The sequence below is a fragment of the Streptomyces sp. NPDC090106 genome, from assembly GCF_044747265.1.
Classification (GTDB): domain Bacteria; phylum Actinomycetota; class Actinomycetes; order Streptomycetales; family Streptomycetaceae; genus Streptomyces.
This window is the reverse complement of the sequence record NZ_JBIVDS010000008.1, coordinates 427,685-445,109: the sequence shown is the minus strand read 5'-3', so window position 1 is coordinate 445,109 and position 17,425 is coordinate 427,685. Positions and strand designations below refer to the sequence as shown.

Here is a 17,425-nt window from a genome sequence, read left to right as displayed (position 1 = left end):
AGGTGACAGGGGCGGGGCTCAGTCCTGGGCGCGGCCGGTGGTGACGCGGGCGATCATCAGGGCGACGAGGATGATCCCGCCGTAGATGGCCTGGATCCAGAAGGACGGCACCTGGGCGAGGGTGAGCAGGTTCTGGACGACGCCGAGCAGGAGGACGCCGGTCAGCGCGCCGAACATGGTGCCCCGGCCGCCGTCGAGGCTGATGCCGCCGATGACGGCCGCCGCGAACACGGTGAAGATCATGTTGTTGCCCTGGTTGGCGCTGATCGCGCCGACGTACCCGGTCTGGATGATGCCGCCGGCGGCGGCGAGGGTGCCCGCGACGACGAACACACCGAGCATCACGCGCTCGACGCGGATTCCGGCGGCGCGGGCCGCGTCGGGGTTGCCACCGATGGCGTACAGGGCGCGGCCGACGCGGTGGTACTTGAGGACGAACCCGGCGACGGCGAAGGCGACGGCGGCGAGCCACACGGACATCGGGATGCCGAGGAAGGTGGTGGTGGCCAGGGAGTAGAAGCTGTCGGGCATGCCGAAGAGGGTCTTGCCCTTGGTCGCCCCGACGAGCAGTCCGCGCAGCACGATCAGCATCGCGAGCGTCACGATGAACGCGTTGAGCTTGAACGTGACGACGAGGACGCCGTTGAAGGCGCCGACCGCCGCGCCGACGAGCAGGACGGCCAGCAGGGCGAGCGGGGCGGGGAGTTCGGTGCCCCAGCCGGAGGCGGCGGCGGGGAGCACGAGGAGCGCGCCGATGGCGGGAGCGATGCCGACGACCGACTCCAGGGACAGGTCGAACTTGCCGGTGATCAGGACGAGCGACTCCGCGAGCACCACCATGGCGAGGGCCGCGGAGGCGCCGAGGACGGAGATCAGGTTGCGTTCGGTGAGGAACGAGTCGTTGACGACCGCGCCGAGCACCATCAGCAGCAACAGGGCCGGGACGAGGGCGAGTTCGCGGGCGCGGCGCAGCAGGACGGCGCGGGCCGCGCGGGTCTCGGGCATCCTGAGCTGCTTGACGGGCGGAGCCTTGGTGTCAGCCATGGTCCACTCCTTCGATGGAGGCGATCAGCTCGTGGTCGTGCCAGCCCGCGGGGTGCTCGGCGACGACACGGCCGTGGAAGAGGACGAGGACGCGGTCGCAGCGGCGCAGGTCGTCGAGTTCGTCGGAGACGACGAGGACGGCGGTGCCGTTCTCGCGGGCGCTGTCCACGTGGGCGAGGAGGGACTCCTTGGACTTCACGTCGACGCCCGCGGTGGGGTTGATGAGGACGAGGAGCCGGGGGTCGGAGGCGAGGGCGCGGGCCATGACGACCTTCTGCGCGTTGCCGCCGGACAGGTCGGAGACGGGCTGGTCGGGGCCCTCGGCGTGGATGTCGAGGCGCTGGATCAGCTCGCCGGTGAAGCGGCGTCTGCGGTCGCCGCCGACGAAGCCGTGGCGGCCGAGCCGGTCCAGGACGCTCATGGTGGCGTTGTCGCCGATGGACATCCCGTGGACCAGCCCCTGGGTGTGCCGGTCGCGTGGCACGCAGCCGACGCCGGCCCTCAGCGCGGCCCGGACGTCGCCGAACGGGAGAGGCACGCCGTCGAGCCGGGCGGTGCCGCCGGTCGGGGTGTGCAGTCCGGTGAGCGACTCGGCGAGTTCGGTCTTGCCGCTGCCGCTGATCCCGGCGAGGCCGACGACCTCGCCGCGGCGGACGGTGAGGTCGACGTCGTCGTAGGCGTCCGAGCTGAGCCCCCGGACGTCCAGCAGCACCGGCCCGGCGTCCTCCTCCATCGCCCCGCCCCGGGCGGCGCGTTCGGTGACCGCCTCGCCCGCCATCGCCTCCACCAGGGCGCTCCTGGGCAGATCGGCGACGGGCGCGGTGGTGATCCAGCGGGCGTCCCTGAGGACGGTGACGGTCTGGCAGACCTCGTAGACCTCCTGGAGGTGGTGCGAGATGAACAGGAAGGTCACCCCGGACTCCTGAAGGGCCCGCATCCGGGTGAAGAGGCGTTCGATCTCCCGTTTGTCGAGCTGGGCGGTCGGCTCGTCGAGGACGATGAACCGGGCGCCGAAGCTCAGCGCGCGGGCGATCTCGACCATGTGACGGTCCTCGACCTTGAGGTCGCCGGTGCGGGCGTCGGGGTCGACGTGGATGTCCCAGGTGCCGAGGAGTTCGGCGGCCCGTGCGCGCAGCCGGCGCCAGCTGATGAACCCGTTGCTGAGGGGCTGCCGGTTGATGAACAGGTTCTCGGCGACGGTGAGTTCGGGGACGACGGTCGGCTTCTGGTACACGCAGGCGACCTTGCGGCGCCAGGCGTCCCGGTCGGCGAGGGCGGGGGCGGGTTCGCCGTCGAAGCGGACCGTGCCCTCGTCGGGTGCCTGGAGGCCGGTGAGGAGGGTGACCAGCGTGGACTTGCCGGCGCCGTTGCGGCCGACGAGGGCGTGGGACTCGCCGGGCAGGACGGTGAGTCGGCCGTCGGCGAGGGCGGTGGTGGATCCGTAGCGCTTGACGACGCCGTGCGCTTCGACGAGGGCGGTCGTCATCGGACCGTGTTGCCCCACAGGCCGGGGTCGTCGACGTTGTCCTTGGTGACCAGGGGCGCGGGCAGCTGGTCCTCCAGGATGCCGCTGGGCAGCTTCACGATCGTCGAGTCGTGGTCGGTGGGGCCGGGCTGGAACGTCTTCCCCTGCATCGCGGCCTTGATGTAGTACATGCCGTACTTGGCGTAGAGGTCGGCGGGCTGGGAGACGGTGGCGTCGATCTCGCCCTTGCGGATCGCGTCGTACTCCTGCGGGATGCCGTCGTTGGAGACGATCGCGATGTGCCCGGACTCCCCCGCCGTCTTCAGCATGCCCTTCGACTTCAGGGTCTGGAGGGTCGGCGCGAGGTAGACGCCGCCGGCCTGCAGGTAGATGCCCTTGATGTCGGGGTTGGCGTTGAGGAGGGTGTCGAGCTTGGATGCGGCGGTGTCGGACTCCCACTTGGCGGGGATCTCCAGGACCTTCAGCTTCGGGAAGTCCTTCTTCACGCAGGCGCGGAACGCCTCCGAGCGGTCACGGCCGTTGACGGACGCGAGGTCGCCCATGATCTGGACGACCTTGCCGGAGCCGACGTGTTCGCCGAGGTACTGGCAGGCCTTCTCGCCGTAGGCGACGTTGTCGGCCCGCACCACCATCGCGACCTTGCCCTTGTCGGGGGCGACGTCCACGGCGACCACGGGGACGCCCTTGCGCTCGGCCTGGTCCAGGCCAGCCTCGATGGCGGCGCTGTCCAGGGGGGCCACGACGAGTCCCGAAACACCCTGGTTGAGCTGGGTGTTGATGTCGGTGATCTGCTGCGAGGGATCACTGTTGGAGTTGACGGTCTTCAGCGCGTCGACGTCCTCGGACTTCGCCATCTCGGGGACGTAGTCGTTGTACGACTGCCAGAACGGCGAGGTCAGCAGGGGCAGGATCACCCCGACCTTGCCGTCGCCGTCACCTCCGGCCGCGGTCGATCCTCCCGTGTCCTTCGTACTGCCGCAGGCCGTGAGCGTGAGCCCGGCGCACACGACGGCGACCGCCGTCCGTGTCGCCCATGGGGACCTCCGCTTGCCGCGCCACCCGTTCCGCACTGTCCAGCCGGTCATCAGTCAGCTCCTCGTCGAGCGTGATCGAGTCGTCGAACGTGTTCGAGCAGTTGCGGAATATTTATCAGACCACTTTGGCTCCACAACACCCTCCGACACGGAATTTCCCGGAGATCCGGCCATAGTGGTCGGACCACCTCGATGGTTAGACTTCCGCCCAGGGCGAGCGGAGGAGGGCGGCGTGGAGGAGACTCCGCAGAAGGCCACGGTGACCGGACGGGCGATCGAGCAGATCAAGGCGATGATCGCCCAGGGCAGCCTGGAGCCCGGGCAGCGACTGCCCACGGAACGTGATCTGGCGGCCCAACTGGGCATCTCCCGCAGTTCGATGCGGGAGGCGATCCGCGCGCTGACGGTGCTGGGCGTGCTGGAGGCACGGCACGGATCGGGCATCTACGTCACGCGGCTGGAGGCCGGCGACCTCCTGGAGACCTTCGGTGTGGTCGCCGACCTCTCCCGGGGCCCGCGCCTGGTGGAACTCCTGGAGGTCCGCCGCATCCTGGAGTCCACGGCGACCGCGCTGGCCGCCGCGCGGATCACCCCGGACCAGCTGGCGGAGGTCGAGAAGCACCTCACCGCCATGAACGCGACCGACGATCCCGAGGAGATCCTCGCCCACGACCTCGCCTTCCACCGCGAGATCGCCGCCGCGGCGGGCAACGACACCATGGCCGCGATCCTCGAAGGTCTCTCCTCCCGCACCTTCCGCGCCCGCGTCTGGCGCGGCTACCAGGAGGAGGGAGCCTTCGAGCGCACCCGCCGCGAGCACGCCGCCATCCACCGCGCGCTGCTCGCCCACGACCCGGAAGCGGCCCGGGCGGCAGCGGCGGCCCACGTCGGCGAGGTGGAGCAGTGGCTGCGCACGCAACTCAGCGAGGGCTAGGCCCCGTTCACTGCGCGGATTTGTGGAGCTCGAAGCGTGCGATGCGCACCGCTCCCCGCGCGCCCGTCACCCGCACCCGCCAGCGCCGGGCCCGGACGGCCTGGGGCAGGAGGAGGATGCGGCTCGCGCCGATCGTGCCGGCCGCGGCGACCTGGCTCCAGGCGCCGTCGCGGTGGGCCTCGACGACGAAGGTCTCGATCTGCTGGCCGTGCCGGACGTCCTCGGCCAGGCGGATGCGGTCCACGGTGCGCAAGCCGCCGAGGTCGAGGGTGACGGCGTCGGGCCCGACGGTGGTCCGGGCGCCGCGGGCGAGGTCCCAGGGGAGTTCGCGGTCCACGCGTTCGCGGAACTCGCGCAGCCGGGTCACGTCCGCGGCGGGCAGCCGACCGTCCGTGTCCGGCGGGATGTTGAGCAGGAGCACGGAGTTGCGGCCGACCGAGCGGAAGTAGATGTCGGTCAACTGCTCGACCGTCTTGGGCTGTTGGTCGGCGTGGTAGAACCAGCCGTCACGGATGGACACATCGCATTCGGCGGGCCACCACTGGAGCCAGTCCGCCACGGGCTGCGCCCGGACCAGAGCGGCACGGCTGCCCTGGTCAGGGGCGTCGTAGGCGAGGGCGTAGTCGGTGCGGCCGTAGTCCTTCTCCTGGACCGGTACGACGCTCCACTCGTCCTCGCGGGCGAGCCCGCCCTCGTTGCCGACCCAGCGGACATCGGGGCCGGAGACGGCGATGACGGCGTCCGGGGCGAGGGCGCGGACCAGGGCGTACCAGCTGTCCCAGTCGTACTTCTCGACCTTGTCCGGCGGGATGCGGCCCTGGGCGCCGTCGAACCAGACCTCGTCGACCGGGCCGTACTCGGTGAGGACCTCGTGGAGCTGGTTGAGCATATGGGCGCCGTAGTCGGTGGCGGGGAGGGTGAAGGTCCGCTCGGGTGAGCGGTCGTCGCCCTCCACCAGGGTCGGGACGGTCCGGTCGGCGCGTGCGCTGCCGTTGGCGTACACGCCGTGGAGGTACTGGTTCTCGTCGGCGGGCGAGATGTACACGCCGACCTTGATGCCGTGGCGGCGCATGGAGTCGGCGAAGGAGCGCAGGACGTCGCCCTGCCCGTCGCGCCAACTGCTGGACGCCACCGTGTGGTCGGAGTACCGGGAGGGGTAGAGGACGAAGCCGTCGTGGTGCTTGACGGTGAGGATGGCGAGCCGGAAGCCGCCGTCCCGCAGGGCGCGGGCCCACTGGTCGGTGTCGAGGCCGGCGGGCTGGAAGACGTCGGGGTCCTCGTCGCCGGTGCCCCACTCCAGGCCGGTGAAGGTGTTCACGCCGAAGTGCAGGAAGGCGGTGCGCTCCAGGTCCTGCCAGGCGATCTGCCGTGCGGTGGGCCGGACTTGGGAGGCCTTGCGAACGAGGTCCTCGGGAGTGTCGTCGGGGCTGACGGCGACGCGCTGCCCGGACTCCCCGGAGGAGCCGGACTGCCCGGCGGGGGAAGGGGCGGCGAGGGCGGGTACGGGCAGACCGGTGGCGGCGACGGCGCCGGCCGCGGTGACGAAGACACGTCGGGAGACGGACATGGGGGTGCGGCTCCTCAGCTCAAGTGCCAGACGGCGGGCGGGTGCTGGTCCGGCGGGTACTGCACGACGCGGCCGTCGACGACGGCCAGGGACATCTGGGTGATGGCGTTGACGAGCAGGTGTCCGCCCGCGACGGGCCTCACCTGCCAGCGCTGGAGCGTGGATCCGGCGGCGCAGGTGTCCCAGGTGGCCCGGACGCCCGGCTGGAGCGGCACGTTGAGGGTGAGCTTCCCACCGCTCACCGCGAGGCAGCCGTCCTGGCCGCGCAGCGTGAGGTAGCCGTCGGCGGTGCGGGTGACGTCGGCGGTGAAGCTCACGCCGTCCGCGGTGAAGGTGCGGGTGCCGTCCGCGAGCGGGGTCCGGGTCAGGTCCCGCCATCCCGGCGCGTGCCCGACGGCCGTGCCGCGTGCGGTGAACCCGGCGTAGGTGGGGTCGGGGTGCGGGTCGCCCCAGGTGGCCTGGGCGAGGTGGCGCAGGGCGGGCCAGAGCCGCACGGCGACCTCGTTCTCGGTCTCGCCGCGTCCGTTGTCCGGCCAGAGGCTGATCTTCGCGCCGGTGACGCCCTCGGCGGAGGCGAGCTTCTCGCCCTCGAAGCTGCGTGGGTCCCAGCTCTGGTCGTACAGGCCCTCGGTGTCGCTGTGGAAGCCGCCGCGGATGAGGTAGAGGGAGTAGGAGGCGTTCATCAACGGGTAGCCCTGCGCGCGCAGTTGACTGGGCTTCACGGCGACGTTCAGCCAGTGCTCGACGGTCGTGCCGCCCGTCGCCACGGGGACCGTGCTGGCCCCGGTGAGCCCGTCGTTCCAGATGCGCAGCCGCTTGCCGTGCGCGGCGGCGTAGGCGTGGACCCGGTTGACGAAGTCGACGAAGGCGTCCTGCGGGGTGGCTCCGGGGCCGTACTTGTCCTGCGCGTACGCGAGCATCTGCGGGTACTTGGCGAAGTCGGAGCCGAGCATGTACTCGTCGGCGCCCATGTGCCAGTCCGGGGCGGTGAAGACCTCGGCGTACTCGTCGACGAGGCTGGTGTAGTAGTCGAAGGCGGCGTCCTGGGTGACGTCGAGGCGGGCGGGCTGCCTGGCGCCGTCGGCGTCGGTGAGCTGGAGGTCGGGGCGGTTCTCGATCCACGGGTCCATGTGGCCCGGGGAGTTGATCTCGGGGACGATCTCGACGTGGTACTTCTCGCCGAGGGCGACGAGGTGCCGTATCTCGTCCTTGGTGTAGTAGCCCCAGGTGTTGGCCTCGGGGTGGGTGTCGCTCTTCACCTTGAGTTCCAGGAGCAGCTGGTTGAGCTTGTGGTACGCCATCTCGCGGACCAGGTTCTCCAGCCAGTCCACGGTGATGTGGATGTAGCACGCGCACACCCCGACCCCGCGTTCCGCGTAGCGCGGCACGTCGACGGTGCGTCCGGCGGGGATCCGGTCGCCCTGGGCGAGGAGCTGGAGCAGGGTGCGGGTGCCGTAGAAGGCGCCGGTCTCGGTCGCGCCGGTCACCGACAGCCGCTGGCCCGCGCCGAGTTCGTACCCTTCGGCGCCGAGCGAGGACCGGGACGGCCGTACGTCGATGACGATGTCCCCGCCGCGGGCACCGTGGTCGGTCACCGGGACGGTGCCGTGTCCGGCGGCGCGCAGGTCGTCGGCGAGGGTGCGGGCGACCCGCCGCCCGGCCGGGGTGCCGGCCACGATCCGGGTGCCGCGGCCGAACTCGTAACGTCCCGCCCTCGGGGTCCAGTCGGTGAGGGCGGGGACCGTCGACGGCGGCGGGGCCGGCGACGGCTCGGTCTGCTGCCGTGCGGTCGCGGGGACCGCCGCCAGGAGCAGGGCCAGCACCGCGGCGACGGCGCCGAGGATCTGACGTCCAGGAAATGCTCTCACTCGCCACTCCCATTCATCGGATGACTGATGAGATGACTGATGATTGGCCGGGCACCGGAGGCTGTCAACGGAACCGGATGGGGGCCGAGTTGAGCTATTGATCCGATGACCTGCGGGTCCTTGCGGGCCGGATCGCGAAAAGTCCAACAACAGCCACGCGAATGTCCAACCAGGATCGCCCCTCGACGCGGCGCCGTGTCCGGGGCACAGTTCTCCCTACGTACCCGCCGGTACGCATCCGTTCGACACGCCCCGCGAGGAGAGACCGTGACCCGCTGGACCGGCAGGACCGCCGCCGAGATCGCCGCCGCCGTGCGGGAGAAGCGGGTCACACCCCGGGAGGTGGTGGCCGAGCATCTCGCCAGGATCGAGCGGGTCGACCCGCGCGTGGGGGCCTTCCGCGCGGTGCGGGCCGAGGCGGCGCTGACCGAGGCCGACGAGGTGGGCGCCCGGGACGATCTGACCGGGCTGCCCCTCGCGGGCGTGCCGGTCGCGGTGAAGGACAACCTCGCGGTGCGCGGCGAGTCCAAGCGGGTCGGCTCGGCGGCCACCCCGGACACGCCCGCCGACGAGGACCATGTGACGGTGGCCCGGCTGCGCGCGGCGGGCGCCGTGGTGGTGGGCCTGACCAACGTCCCCGAACTGTGCGTCTTCGGCACGACGGAGGGGGTGCACGGCACCGCCCGCAATCCCTGGGACCTGACCCGCACGGCGGGCGGCTCGTCGGGCGGGAGCGCGGCGGCGGTCGCCGCCGGCCTGGTGCCGATCGCGCTCGGCAACGACGGCATGGGGTCCCTGCGCATCCCGGCCGCCAACTGCGGTCTGGTCACCATCAAGCCCGGTCACGGCGTGGTCCCGGCCGGTGTCGGCGACGGCGACTGGTTCGGCATGTCGGAGAACGGTCCGCTGGCGACGACGGTCGAGGACACGCGGCTGATGCTGGAGGTCCTCGCGGAGAACGGGTTCGCGCGGGCGGCCGAGCCGGGCATGCGCCGGATCGCGCTGTCCCTGCGCAGCCCCCTGGCCGGGATCGCCGTCACCGAGCCCTACCGCGGTGCCGCGCGGGCGGCGGGCGAGGCGCTGATGAAGGCGGGCCATCAGGTGCGGCGGGCCGACCCGTCGTATCCGATGTCGCTGAGTCTCACGTCGCTCGCGCACTGGACGGCGGGCACCTCGGTGGACGCACGGGAGCTGGACCCGGCGCTGCTGACGCGCCGCACCCGGGTGCACGCGGCGATCGGGCGGCGTTTCGTGGCGAGGGTGAGCGAAGGACGCGGCCGTGCGGAGCTGCGGGCGCGGCTGGAGCCGTTCTTCGGCGAGCACGACGTGCTGCTCACTCCGGCGCTGGCCCGCCGCTCCCCCAAGTCGGCCCCCTGGCACGAGCGGGGCTGGCTCCGCAACGTGCTGGCCAACACGAACTACTCGCCCATGACCCCGCCCTGGAACCTCACGGGCTGGCCGGCGATGGCGGTCCCCTTCGGGACCCTGCCGTCCGGCGCCCCCACCGCCGTACAGCTGGTGGGGCGCCCGGGATCCGAGGCGCTGCTGCTGGAGGTGGCGGAACAACTGGAGAGGCTGCGTCCCTGGGAGCGGACGGCTCCCCTGGACTGATCGGACCTGACCTGATGCCGATCAGCATCCTGCTCCTGACACTGATGCTGATCGGATCTCATCCGACCTGATCGAGCATGGGCGTGGAGGTCTCGCACGCCCATGCCGGCGGCGAACGCGAGGGCCCGTCAGTCCACGCTGGGCAGGATGTGGGGCTCGGCGAGGTCGTCCTCGTATCCGGCGAGGCGGATGGGGGCGGAGCGCGCCCACACGTCGAGGCTGCCGAGCTGGCCGGGCCTGCGTCCGGCTCGCTCCGTGCGTTCCTTGGGGCGCTGCTCGCGATTCGTCTTCTCTGGTGTCACCGCGCACTCCTTATGTGTCGGGTCACCCTCGGGGCATGCCCACCAGTGTGCGACCTGGTGCCGGACGCCCGCTCGGGTGTGAGTCGAAAACAGTTCGAGCGCGGTGGCGCCGGCAACTCGTACGAGAACAGACCGCGGTGATCGGCTTGCTCCGGGACGGACCGTGGGTGTGGGTGGGACCCCGTACTGCTGTCCGTCGGCTACAGATTAACCAAATGAGCGGGGGTCCGCTCGATGGGGCTGAAAACATGGGGTAACCATTGCAAGTCCCCCGTATTGATTAAGCAGTTCCTGCCCCGTTTTGTCACATGATGACCCGGCGGACACCTCACCCGTTCGGCCTACAGTCACCGCGCACGCCTTCGAGGAACCCGCGCCCTCGTCGCGCAGTTCAGGTCCTGTTGGCCGATTCGCAAGGCGGCCATGATCTGCTGGCGGACGGCAACGGCCTGTCCGGCGGGAGGACCGACGCATGGAGCTGCGCAGTGTCGAGGAGCTGATGGATCTGCTGTACGCCTGCCGGCATCAGCACGCGCTGCGGACCGCCGCGCTGCTGCGCCGGGGCCGCCCCGCCGACAAGGAGCTCCAGGTCGCCGGGCTGGTGCAGTGCGTCGGGCAACTCCTGTGCCCCGGCGACGGGCTCCGCAGTCACGAGCACGCGGCCGACGCCGTGCGGACCCTGCTCGGCGACCGCGTCCACCGTCTCGTCCGCCGCCGCGGCCCGGCCGGCGACGACGACCTGACCCGCCTGCGGCTGGCCGACGAGGAGAGCCGTGCCACCGTCTTCGACGCCGGGGTCCTGGAGGACTGGCGTACCGTCCTGGAGCTGGTCGCGGCCCGGAACTCCCCTCTCAGGACTGTCGACTGACGGTCCGTCATGAGACGGTACGGCGATGACACCGCAGGACCTCAAGGGCAGGGCGGCGCTCGTCACGGGCGGTACCCGGGGCATCGGGCGGGCGGTCGCCGAGGGGCTGGCCGCCGCGGGCGCCCGGGTGTGCGTGACCGCGCGGGACGCCACCGAGGTGCGCAGGACCGCCGGCGCACTGGACGGCGTCGGGCTGGCCGGTGACGTGGCCGACCCCGCTCATCTGCGGTCGCTCACCCGGCTGGCCCTGGACGCGTTCGGCCGGATCGACGTCGTCGTCAACAACGCCGCGACGAACCAGCCGTACGGCCCCCTCATGGAGGTCGACCCGGACGCCTGGCGGGCCGCGTTCACGGTGAACGTCGAGGCCCCGCTGCGTCTCGTGCGGTGCGTGTGGGAGGCGTGGATGCGGGAGCACGGCGGCGCGGTGGTGAACGTCTGCACGGAGGGCGCCACCCATACCGGCCCGCACGTGGGGGCGTACGGCACCACCAAGGCGGCCCTGCTGCATCTCACCCGGCAGCTGGCGGGCGAACTGGCCCCGCGGGTCCGGGTCAACTCCGTCTCCCCCGGGCTCGTCCGCACCGACCTGGCCCGGTTCGTCTGGGAGCCGGGCGAGGCGGAGGTCGCGGCGGGGCTGCCGCTCGGCCGGATCGGGGAACCGGAGGACGTGGCCCGGGCCGTGGTGTGGCTCGTGTCGGACGCGGCGGAGTGGATCACCGGGGCGGATCTGCTGGTGGACGGCGGAACCCGCGTCCGCGCGGCCCGCCCGGGCGGATACGCGGTGCACGACCGGCTCAGGGCGGGCGGACCGGCCGCGGACGACGCCCGCTGACCCGTCGCCGCACACATGGCAGCGGGTCCGGGCCGGTGACATCGTGGGATGTGGTGTCACCCCAGCGCAGATGCCTCATCGAGAAGGTGGCAGACATGAGTCAGCCCGCCGAGCAGCCCGTCCCTCCCGCCGCGCAGCCGCCCCTGCCGCCAGCGCCGCCGCCGCGCCGCGCGCGTACGGCGGCGGAGCACGGCGACCTGGCCCGGACCGTCCTGTTCTACGCGCTCGCGCTCGGCGTCGTGCTCGTCGGCGTGGCCGCCCTGCTGATCGGGATCGCCTGGTCCGACCTCGCCGACAACGCGGGGCGCCCCGGCTTCTGACGGGGCGCTCGTCACGGCCGGCGGGTCACCACTTGCCGGGTTCGTAGTCCTTGAGGAAGACGCCGTACACGTCCTCGCCCTGCTCGCCGCGCACGATCGGGTCGTAGACGCGGGCCGCGCCGTCGACCAGGTCGAGCGGGGCGTGGAAGCCCTCCTCGGCGAGGCGGAGCTTGTCGTAGTGAGGGCGTTCGTCGGTGATCCAGCCGGTGTCGACGGACGTCATGAGGATGCCGTCGCTCTGGAACATCTCCTGCGCGCTGGTCCGGGTGACCATGTTCATGGCCGCCTTGGCGGCGTTGGTGTTGGGGTGGCCCGCACCCTTGTAGCCGCGGCCGAAGACGCCCTCCATCGCGGAGACGTTCACGACGTACGCCCGCCCGCTGCCCGCCCTCTTCGCGGCGGCGGCCATGGCCGGGCGCAGGGCGCTGATCAGGATGAACGGCGAGGTGTAGTTGCAGAGCTGGGTCTCCAGGAGCTCCACCGGGGAGATCTGGTCGATGGTCTGCACCCAGGTGTTGGAGTCGACGACGTCGGGCACCAGACCGCCCGCGTCGATCGCCGTGCCGTCGAGGTGCCGGGCGACGCTGGCGTTGCCCGCGACCAGGGCGAGGTCGGCGACCTGCTGGGCGTCGATGCCGGAGATCCCGGCGGGCAGCGAGGCCAGTCCGTCGACGGCGCCGGAGCCGAAGGCGCCGATCACGTGGTGGGCGGGGAGTTCCCCGGCGGGCAGCGGGGCGCTCTCGCCCTCGACCAGGGCGGCGTACGCGGAGGGCAGCCGGCGGACGGTCTGCGTCGCGTTGTTCACGAGGATGTCGAGCGGGCCCGCCTCGGCGATCTGCTCGGCGAGGGCGACGGACTGGGCCGGGTCGCGCAGGTCGATGCCGACGACCTCCAGGCGGTGCAGCCACTGCGCGGAGTCGTCCATGGCCGTGAAGCGGCGGATGGCGTCCTTGGGGAAGCGCGTGGTGATCGTGGTGTGCGCGCCGTCCCGCAGCAGCCTGAGCGCGATGTACATGCCGATCTTGGCGCGACCGCCGGTGAGCAGGGCGCGCTTGCCGGTGAGGTCGACGCGGGCGTCGCGCTTGGCGCGGTTCAGCCGGGCGCAGTCCGGACAGAGCTGGTGGTAGAAGTAGTCGACCTCGACGTACCGGGTCTTGCAGGTGTAGCAGGAGCGGGGGCGCTGGAGTATCCCGGCGACCCGGCCCTCCTCGGTGTTCGAGGACGGCAGCAGCCCCTCGGTCTCGTCGTCGATGCGCTGCGCGGAGCCGGTCGCGGTCGCCTCGGTGACGGCCTTGTCGTGCGCGGTCTTGGCGGCCCGGCGCTCCTGGCGGCGGCGCTGCTTGACCGTGCGGTAGATGCCCGCGGTGGCCCGGCGCACGGCGATCGCGTCGGGGTGGTCGACATCCAGCTCGTCGAGTTCGTCGAGCACGCTGAGGCACACGGCGAGCCGCTCGGGGTCGATGCCGGGCCCGTGCACGACCTCGTCCGTGGCCGTCGCCGGGCCGTCCTCTGTCACCGTCATCGCGCTGCCGTTCCCTGCTGCCCCGTGCGGCGCTCCGACCGCGTCCGCTTTCGAACGTGGAATTCTACGGAGCGCCGGGCCCGACCTCCAAAAAGACGGCGGCGAACGAGCCGAAGGACACAGTCAGGCGCCGCAGGCGGTGACGAGCGTCTCCAGCTCCGCGGTCAGGGCGTGGGCGAAGCGGTCGAGGTCGGGGACGGCCTCGGCGTCCGCGACGAGCCCGTAGTGCACCTGCCCCCGGTACGTGGAGATGGCGACGGCCAGCGACTGTCCCTGGGCCAGCGGGGCGAAGGGGTAGACCTCCGTGACGGGGTTGCCGCCGAGCTTCAGGCCGAGGCCGGGCAGGGGGACGCTGGTGACGAGGATGTCGAACCAGAGCCGGGCCGCCTGGCCGGCCAGCGGTCCGCCGAGCCGGTGGGCGAGCGGGGGCACGTGGTCGGCGAGGAGGGCGACGGCACCGGCGCCCCGGTTGGGTCCCGCGTCCTTGTTGCGGTCCATGGCGCTGCGGACCGTGTCCAGGCGGCTGAGCGGCTCGGGGTCGTCGACCGGAAGCCGTATCAGGTACCCGGAGAGCCGGTTGCCCTGCGGGTGCGCGGTGCGCGGGCGGCGCTTGGAGACGGGGATCAGCGCACGGGGCGCCACGCCGTCGCTGCCGTCGCCGCGCTCGTCGAGCCAGCGCCGCAGGGCTCCGGCGACGACGGCGATGAGCACGTCGTTGACGGTGCCGCCCTGGGCCTTGCGGACCCGGTGCACGTCGTCGAGGTCGACGACGACGCCCGCGGTACGGCGGGTGCCGCTCGGTGCGGCGGACAGGGCCGCCGAGGAGCGCACGGCGAGGGAGGACAGGGCGAGGGACGCGCCGATGTCGAGGGCGCGGCCCACGTCGGAGACGGCTCCGCGCAGGAGTCCGGGCAGTCTGCGCACGTCCGGGAGGAAGCCCTTCGGGGATTCTTCGGGGCGCGGCCCGCGGGCCGGGAGGTCCATCGGGTCGAGGATCGCGGCGGCCAGGGTGAGCGCGCGCAGGCCGTCGGCGAGGGCGTGGTGGAACTTGAAGAGCACGGCGAAGGACGTGCCGGACTCGCCGGGCAGGACGTGCGCCTCCCAGGGCGGCCGGCCGCGCTCCAGCGGGCGCTCCATGAGCCGTCCGGCCTCGGTGTGGAAGTCGGCGGTGGGCGCGTGCAGGGTGACGTGGTCCAGGGGGTCGAAGTCGGGGGCGGGCTCGCGGGTGGCACCGCCGAAGGACAGGGGCTGCCAGACGTCCCGGATGCGCATCCGGAGGCCGGGCACGGCGGCGGCCCGCGCGGCGAGCAGGTCGGCCGCGTGGGCGCCCGCGGTGGGCGAGTGCGCCGAGAAGACACCGAGGGCACCCAGGTGCATGGGGTGCTCGGCGGACTCGATGTTCCAGAACGCCAGGTCGAGAGGGGCGAGCAGTTCTGAGGTCAAGGGCTTGCCTCGCGTCGACGACGGGTGGGCAAGCAGTCAATCGCCCTCCGGCGATTACGGTCAAGTACGATCAAGCTACGCACAGTTAATGTCAGGTTAAGTCCAGCCCGCCGGTTCCCCACCCGTCACACGGGCACCACGAGGCCCGTTCAGGACACCTGCCGGCCCTTCCCGAGGGCGATCACCCCGCCCTTGGAGACGGTGTACAGCTCCGTGTCCCGGTCCGGGTTCACACCGATGGTGGCACCCGGCGGGACCTCGACGTTCTTGTCGAGCACCGCGCCCCGGACCACCGCGCCCCGGCCGATCTTGACGTTGTCGTGCAGGATCGAGCCCTGGACCACGGCCCCCGGGTCGACCCGGACGCCGGGCGACAGGACGGAGCGGGTGACCTGGCCGCGGATCAGACACCCGGCGCTGATGATCGACTCGCTGGCCATGCCGCCCGCGTTGAACCGCGCCGGGGAGAGCTGGTTGGAGTGGGTGTAGATGGGCCACTGGCGGTTGTAGAGGTTGAACGCGGGACGTTCCGCGATCAGGTCCATGTGGGCGTCGTAGTAGGCGTCGAGGGTTCCGACGTCCCGCCAGTAGCCGCGGTCGCGGGCGGTCTCGCCGGGCACGTGGTTGGCGCTGAAGTCGTAGAGCTGGGCCTCGCCGCGGTCGGTGAGCTGGGGCAGGATCGAGCCGCCCATGTCGTGCACGGAGTTCTCGTCCTCGGCGTCCCGTTGCAGCGCCTCTATCAGCGCCTTGGTGGTGAAGACGTAGTTGCCCATGGAGGCGAAGACGGACTCGGGGTCGCCTGCGAGTCCGGGCGGGTCGGCGGGCTTCTCCAGGAACCGCTCCACGCTCTGCCCGTCCGAGCCGGGGGTGATCACACCGAACTGCGAGGACTCCGCGCGCGGCACCCGGATCCCCGCCACCGTCACGCCCGCCCCGCCCTCGATGTGCTGGGCGAGCATCTGGCGCGGGTCCATCCGGTACACGTGGTCGGCGCCGAACACGACGACGTACTCGGGCCCTTCGTCGTGCACGAGGTTGAGCGACTGGAGGATCGCGTCCGCGCTGCCCAGGTACCAGCGCGGGCCGAGGCGCTGCTGGGCGGGGACGGGGGTGACGTAGTTGCCGAGCAGGCTGGACATCCGCCAGGTGGTGGTGATGTGGCGGTCCAGCGAGTGCGACTTGTACTGCGTCAGGACGCAGACGCGCAGGATGTCGCCGTTGACGAGGTTGGACAGCACGAAGTCCACGAGGCGGTACGTGCCGCCGAAGGTGACCGCTGGTTTCGCGCGGTCGTCGGTCAAGGGCTTGAGGCGCTTGCCCTCCCCGCCCGCCAGTACGATTCCGAGCACCGAAGGTCCGCCACGACGCATGGCCGCTCCCCTCACCCTGGTTGACCCATGCCTGCCCTGAATACGGGTTAGTACGCCTGTTTGAGGATCTCCTCGTAGAGCCGGGCCGTGCGCCGTGCGACCGCGTCCCAGCCGAACTCGCCCACCGCGCGCTCCCGTCCGGCCTCGCCCATGCGCCGGGCGCCCTCCGGGTCACCGAGGACGGAGTCGAGCGCCTGCGCGAGGGCGGGCTCGAAGCCGTCGTCCACGGGCACCAGGAGGCCGGTCTTGCCGTCGTCCACGACCTCGGGGATGCCACCGACCGCGGAGGCCACGACCGGCGTACCGCACGCCATGGCCTCCAGGTTGACGATGCCGAGCGGCTCGTAGACCGACGGGCACACGAACACGGCGGCGTGGGTGAGGAGTTGGATGACGTCCGGGCGCGGCAGCATCTGCGGGATCCACAGCACGCCCTCGCGTACGGCGCTCAGCTCCTCGTAGAGCTGCCGGAACTCGCGGTCGATCTCCGGGGTGTCGGGGGCCCCGGCGCACAGCACGACCTGTGCGGCCGGGTCGATGTCCCGTACTGCGCGCAGCAGATGGGGCACGCCCTTCTGCCGGGTGATGCGGCCGACGAAGAGGACGTAGGGCCGGCCGGGGTCGACGCCGACGCGGGTGAGCGCGTCGGTTCCGGGGTCGGGGCGGTACAGGGCGGTGTCGATGCCGTTGTGCACGACGTGCACCCGGGCCGGGTCGAGGGCCGGATAGCAGGCGAGGATGTCCTCGCGCATGGCGCCGGACACGGCGACCACCGCGTCGGCGGCCTCGATCGCGGTGCGCTCCGCCCAGCTCGACAGGGCGTATCCGCCGCCGAGTTGCTCGGCCTTCCAGGGGCGCAGCGGCTCCAGGGAGTGGGCGGTCATCACATGCGGGATGCCGTGCAGGAGCTTGGCCATGTGACCCGCGAGGTTGGCGTACCAGGTGTGGGAGTGGACGAGTTGGCGGCCTTCGAGGCCCGCAGCCATCGCCAGGTCCACGGAGAAGGTGCGCAGCGCGTCGTTGGCGGTGTCCAGGGCGGCCCAGGGGCGGTGGCGCACGACGCCCACTCCGCGGCCCTCGCCCCAGCAGTGCACCTCCAGGTCCACGAGGGAGCCCAACTCCCTGGCGAGGAACTCGACATGGACGCCCGCACCGCCGTAGACGTCCGGCGGGTACTCCCGGGTCAGCAGTCCCACACGCACCCGGAACCCCCCATGCTCG

15 protein-coding genes are annotated in these 17,425 nt (G+C 71.9%); 5 read left to right on the top strand and 10 right to left on the bottom strand.

What is annotated here, in order from left to right:
* Nucleotides 1-18: 18 nt before the first annotated feature.
* The 3 genes from ACIPSE_RS27100 to ACIPSE_RS27090 are packed head-to-tail and all read right to left on the bottom strand — an operon-like array spanning nucleotide 19 to nucleotide 3,615.
* Nucleotides 19-1,044, bottom strand: coding sequence for an ABC transporter permease (locus ACIPSE_RS27100; RefSeq protein WP_401666985.1), 1,026 nt, complete (start codon nucleotides 1,042-1,044; stop codon nucleotides 19-21).
* Nucleotides 1,037-2,530, bottom strand: coding sequence for a sugar ABC transporter ATP-binding protein (locus tag ACIPSE_RS27095; protein ID WP_401666983.1), 1,494 nt, complete (start codon nucleotides 2,528-2,530; stop codon nucleotides 1,037-1,039). Before ACIPSE_RS27095 ends, ACIPSE_RS27100 begins: the two co-directional genes overlap by 8 nt.
* Nucleotides 2,527-3,615: a sugar ABC transporter substrate-binding protein gene (locus ACIPSE_RS27090; protein ID WP_401666981.1), complete on the bottom strand. Its 1,089-nt coding sequence runs from the start codon at nucleotides 3,613-3,615 to the stop codon at nucleotides 2,527-2,529. The genes ACIPSE_RS27095 and ACIPSE_RS27090 overlap by 4 nt, the downstream gene beginning before the upstream one ends.
* A 181-nt stretch (nucleotides 3,616-3,796) precedes the next feature.
* Here ACIPSE_RS27090 and ACIPSE_RS27085 point away from each other — a divergent pair, with 181 nt between their 5' ends.
* Nucleotides 3,797-4,498 carry a FadR/GntR family transcriptional regulator gene (locus ACIPSE_RS27085; RefSeq protein WP_401666978.1) on the top strand — a complete coding sequence of 234 codons (702 nt, stop codon included), beginning with the start codon at nucleotides 3,797-3,799 and terminating at the stop codon, nucleotides 4,496-4,498.
* A gap of 7 nt (nucleotides 4,499-4,505) precedes the next feature.
* Here ACIPSE_RS27085 and ACIPSE_RS27080 read toward each other — a convergent pair whose 3' ends face one another.
* Both ACIPSE_RS27080 and ACIPSE_RS27075 read right to left on the bottom strand, forming a co-directional pair.
* Nucleotides 4,506-6,065, bottom strand: coding sequence for an alpha-L-fucosidase (locus ACIPSE_RS27080; RefSeq protein WP_401666975.1), 1,560 nt, complete (start codon nucleotides 6,063-6,065; stop codon nucleotides 4,506-4,508).
* 14 nt (nucleotides 6,066-6,079) lie between these two features.
* The gene (locus tag ACIPSE_RS27075; protein ID WP_401666972.1) at nucleotides 6,080-7,933 is read right to left on the bottom strand and encodes a family 20 glycosylhydrolase; all 1,854 of its coding nucleotides are present in this window, start codon (nucleotides 7,931-7,933) and stop codon (nucleotides 6,080-6,082) included.
* 267 nt (nucleotides 7,934-8,200) lie between these two features.
* On the opposite strand from ACIPSE_RS27075, the gene ACIPSE_RS27070 reads away from it, so the two are divergent.
* A complete protein-coding gene (locus tag ACIPSE_RS27070; protein WP_401666970.1) occupies nucleotides 8,201-9,544 on the top strand; it encodes an amidase in 1,344 nt (447 codons plus the stop codon).
* Between the two features lie 128 nt (nucleotides 9,545-9,672).
* Here ACIPSE_RS27070 and ACIPSE_RS27065 read toward each other — a convergent pair whose 3' ends face one another.
* Nucleotides 9,673-9,846, bottom strand: a complete 174-nt coding sequence (locus tag ACIPSE_RS27065; RefSeq protein ID WP_343243690.1) for a hypothetical protein — start codon at nucleotides 9,844-9,846, stop codon at nucleotides 9,673-9,675.
* 472 nt (nucleotides 9,847-10,318) lie between these two features.
* Between ACIPSE_RS27065 and ACIPSE_RS27060 the strand changes: the two genes are divergently transcribed.
* The 3 genes from ACIPSE_RS27060 to ACIPSE_RS27050 all read left to right on the top strand — a co-directional run bounded on the left by ACIPSE_RS27060 (nucleotide 10,319) and on the right by ACIPSE_RS27050 (nucleotide 11,869).
* On the top strand, nucleotides 10,319-10,714 hold the full coding sequence (locus ACIPSE_RS27060) for a hypothetical protein (protein ID WP_401666967.1): 396 nt from the start codon (nucleotides 10,319-10,321) through the stop codon (nucleotides 10,712-10,714).
* Between the two features lie 25 nt (nucleotides 10,715-10,739).
* Nucleotides 10,740-11,549: an SDR family oxidoreductase gene (locus tag ACIPSE_RS27055; RefSeq protein ID WP_401666965.1), complete on the top strand. Its 810-nt coding sequence runs from the start codon at nucleotides 10,740-10,742 to the stop codon at nucleotides 11,547-11,549.
* Nucleotides 11,550-11,644: 95 nt separating this feature from the next.
* The gene (locus ACIPSE_RS27050) at nucleotides 11,645-11,869 is read left to right on the top strand and encodes a hypothetical protein (RefSeq protein ID WP_401666962.1); all 225 of its coding nucleotides are present in this window, start codon (nucleotides 11,645-11,647) and stop codon (nucleotides 11,867-11,869) included.
* 25 nt (nucleotides 11,870-11,894) lie between these two features.
* Here the strand turns inward: ACIPSE_RS27050 and ACIPSE_RS27045 are convergent, their stop codons facing one another.
* The 4 genes from ACIPSE_RS27045 to glgA form a co-directional block, all read right to left on the bottom strand.
* Entirely contained in the window at nucleotides 11,895-13,391 is a 1,497-nt protein-coding gene (locus ACIPSE_RS27045) for an SDR family NAD(P)-dependent oxidoreductase (RefSeq protein WP_401666959.1), read from the bottom strand.
* A gap of 123 nt (nucleotides 13,392-13,514) precedes the next feature.
* Entirely contained in the window at nucleotides 13,515-14,834 is a 1,320-nt protein-coding gene (locus tag ACIPSE_RS27040; RefSeq protein WP_401666956.1) for a wax ester/triacylglycerol synthase family O-acyltransferase, read from the bottom strand.
* Nucleotides 14,835-14,983: 149 nt separating this feature from the next.
* The gene (glgC, locus tag ACIPSE_RS27035) at nucleotides 14,984-16,204 is read right to left on the bottom strand and encodes a glucose-1-phosphate adenylyltransferase (RefSeq protein WP_401666954.1); all 1,221 of its coding nucleotides are present in this window, start codon (nucleotides 16,202-16,204) and stop codon (nucleotides 14,984-14,986) included.
* A gap of 47 nt (nucleotides 16,205-16,251) precedes the next feature.
* Nucleotides 16,252-17,406 (bottom strand): glycogen synthase, encoded by a 1,155-nt coding sequence (gene glgA / locus ACIPSE_RS27030; protein WP_401667278.1) that lies wholly within the window; start codon nucleotides 17,404-17,406, stop codon nucleotides 16,252-16,254.
* Nucleotides 17,407-17,425 lie beyond the last annotated feature (19 nt).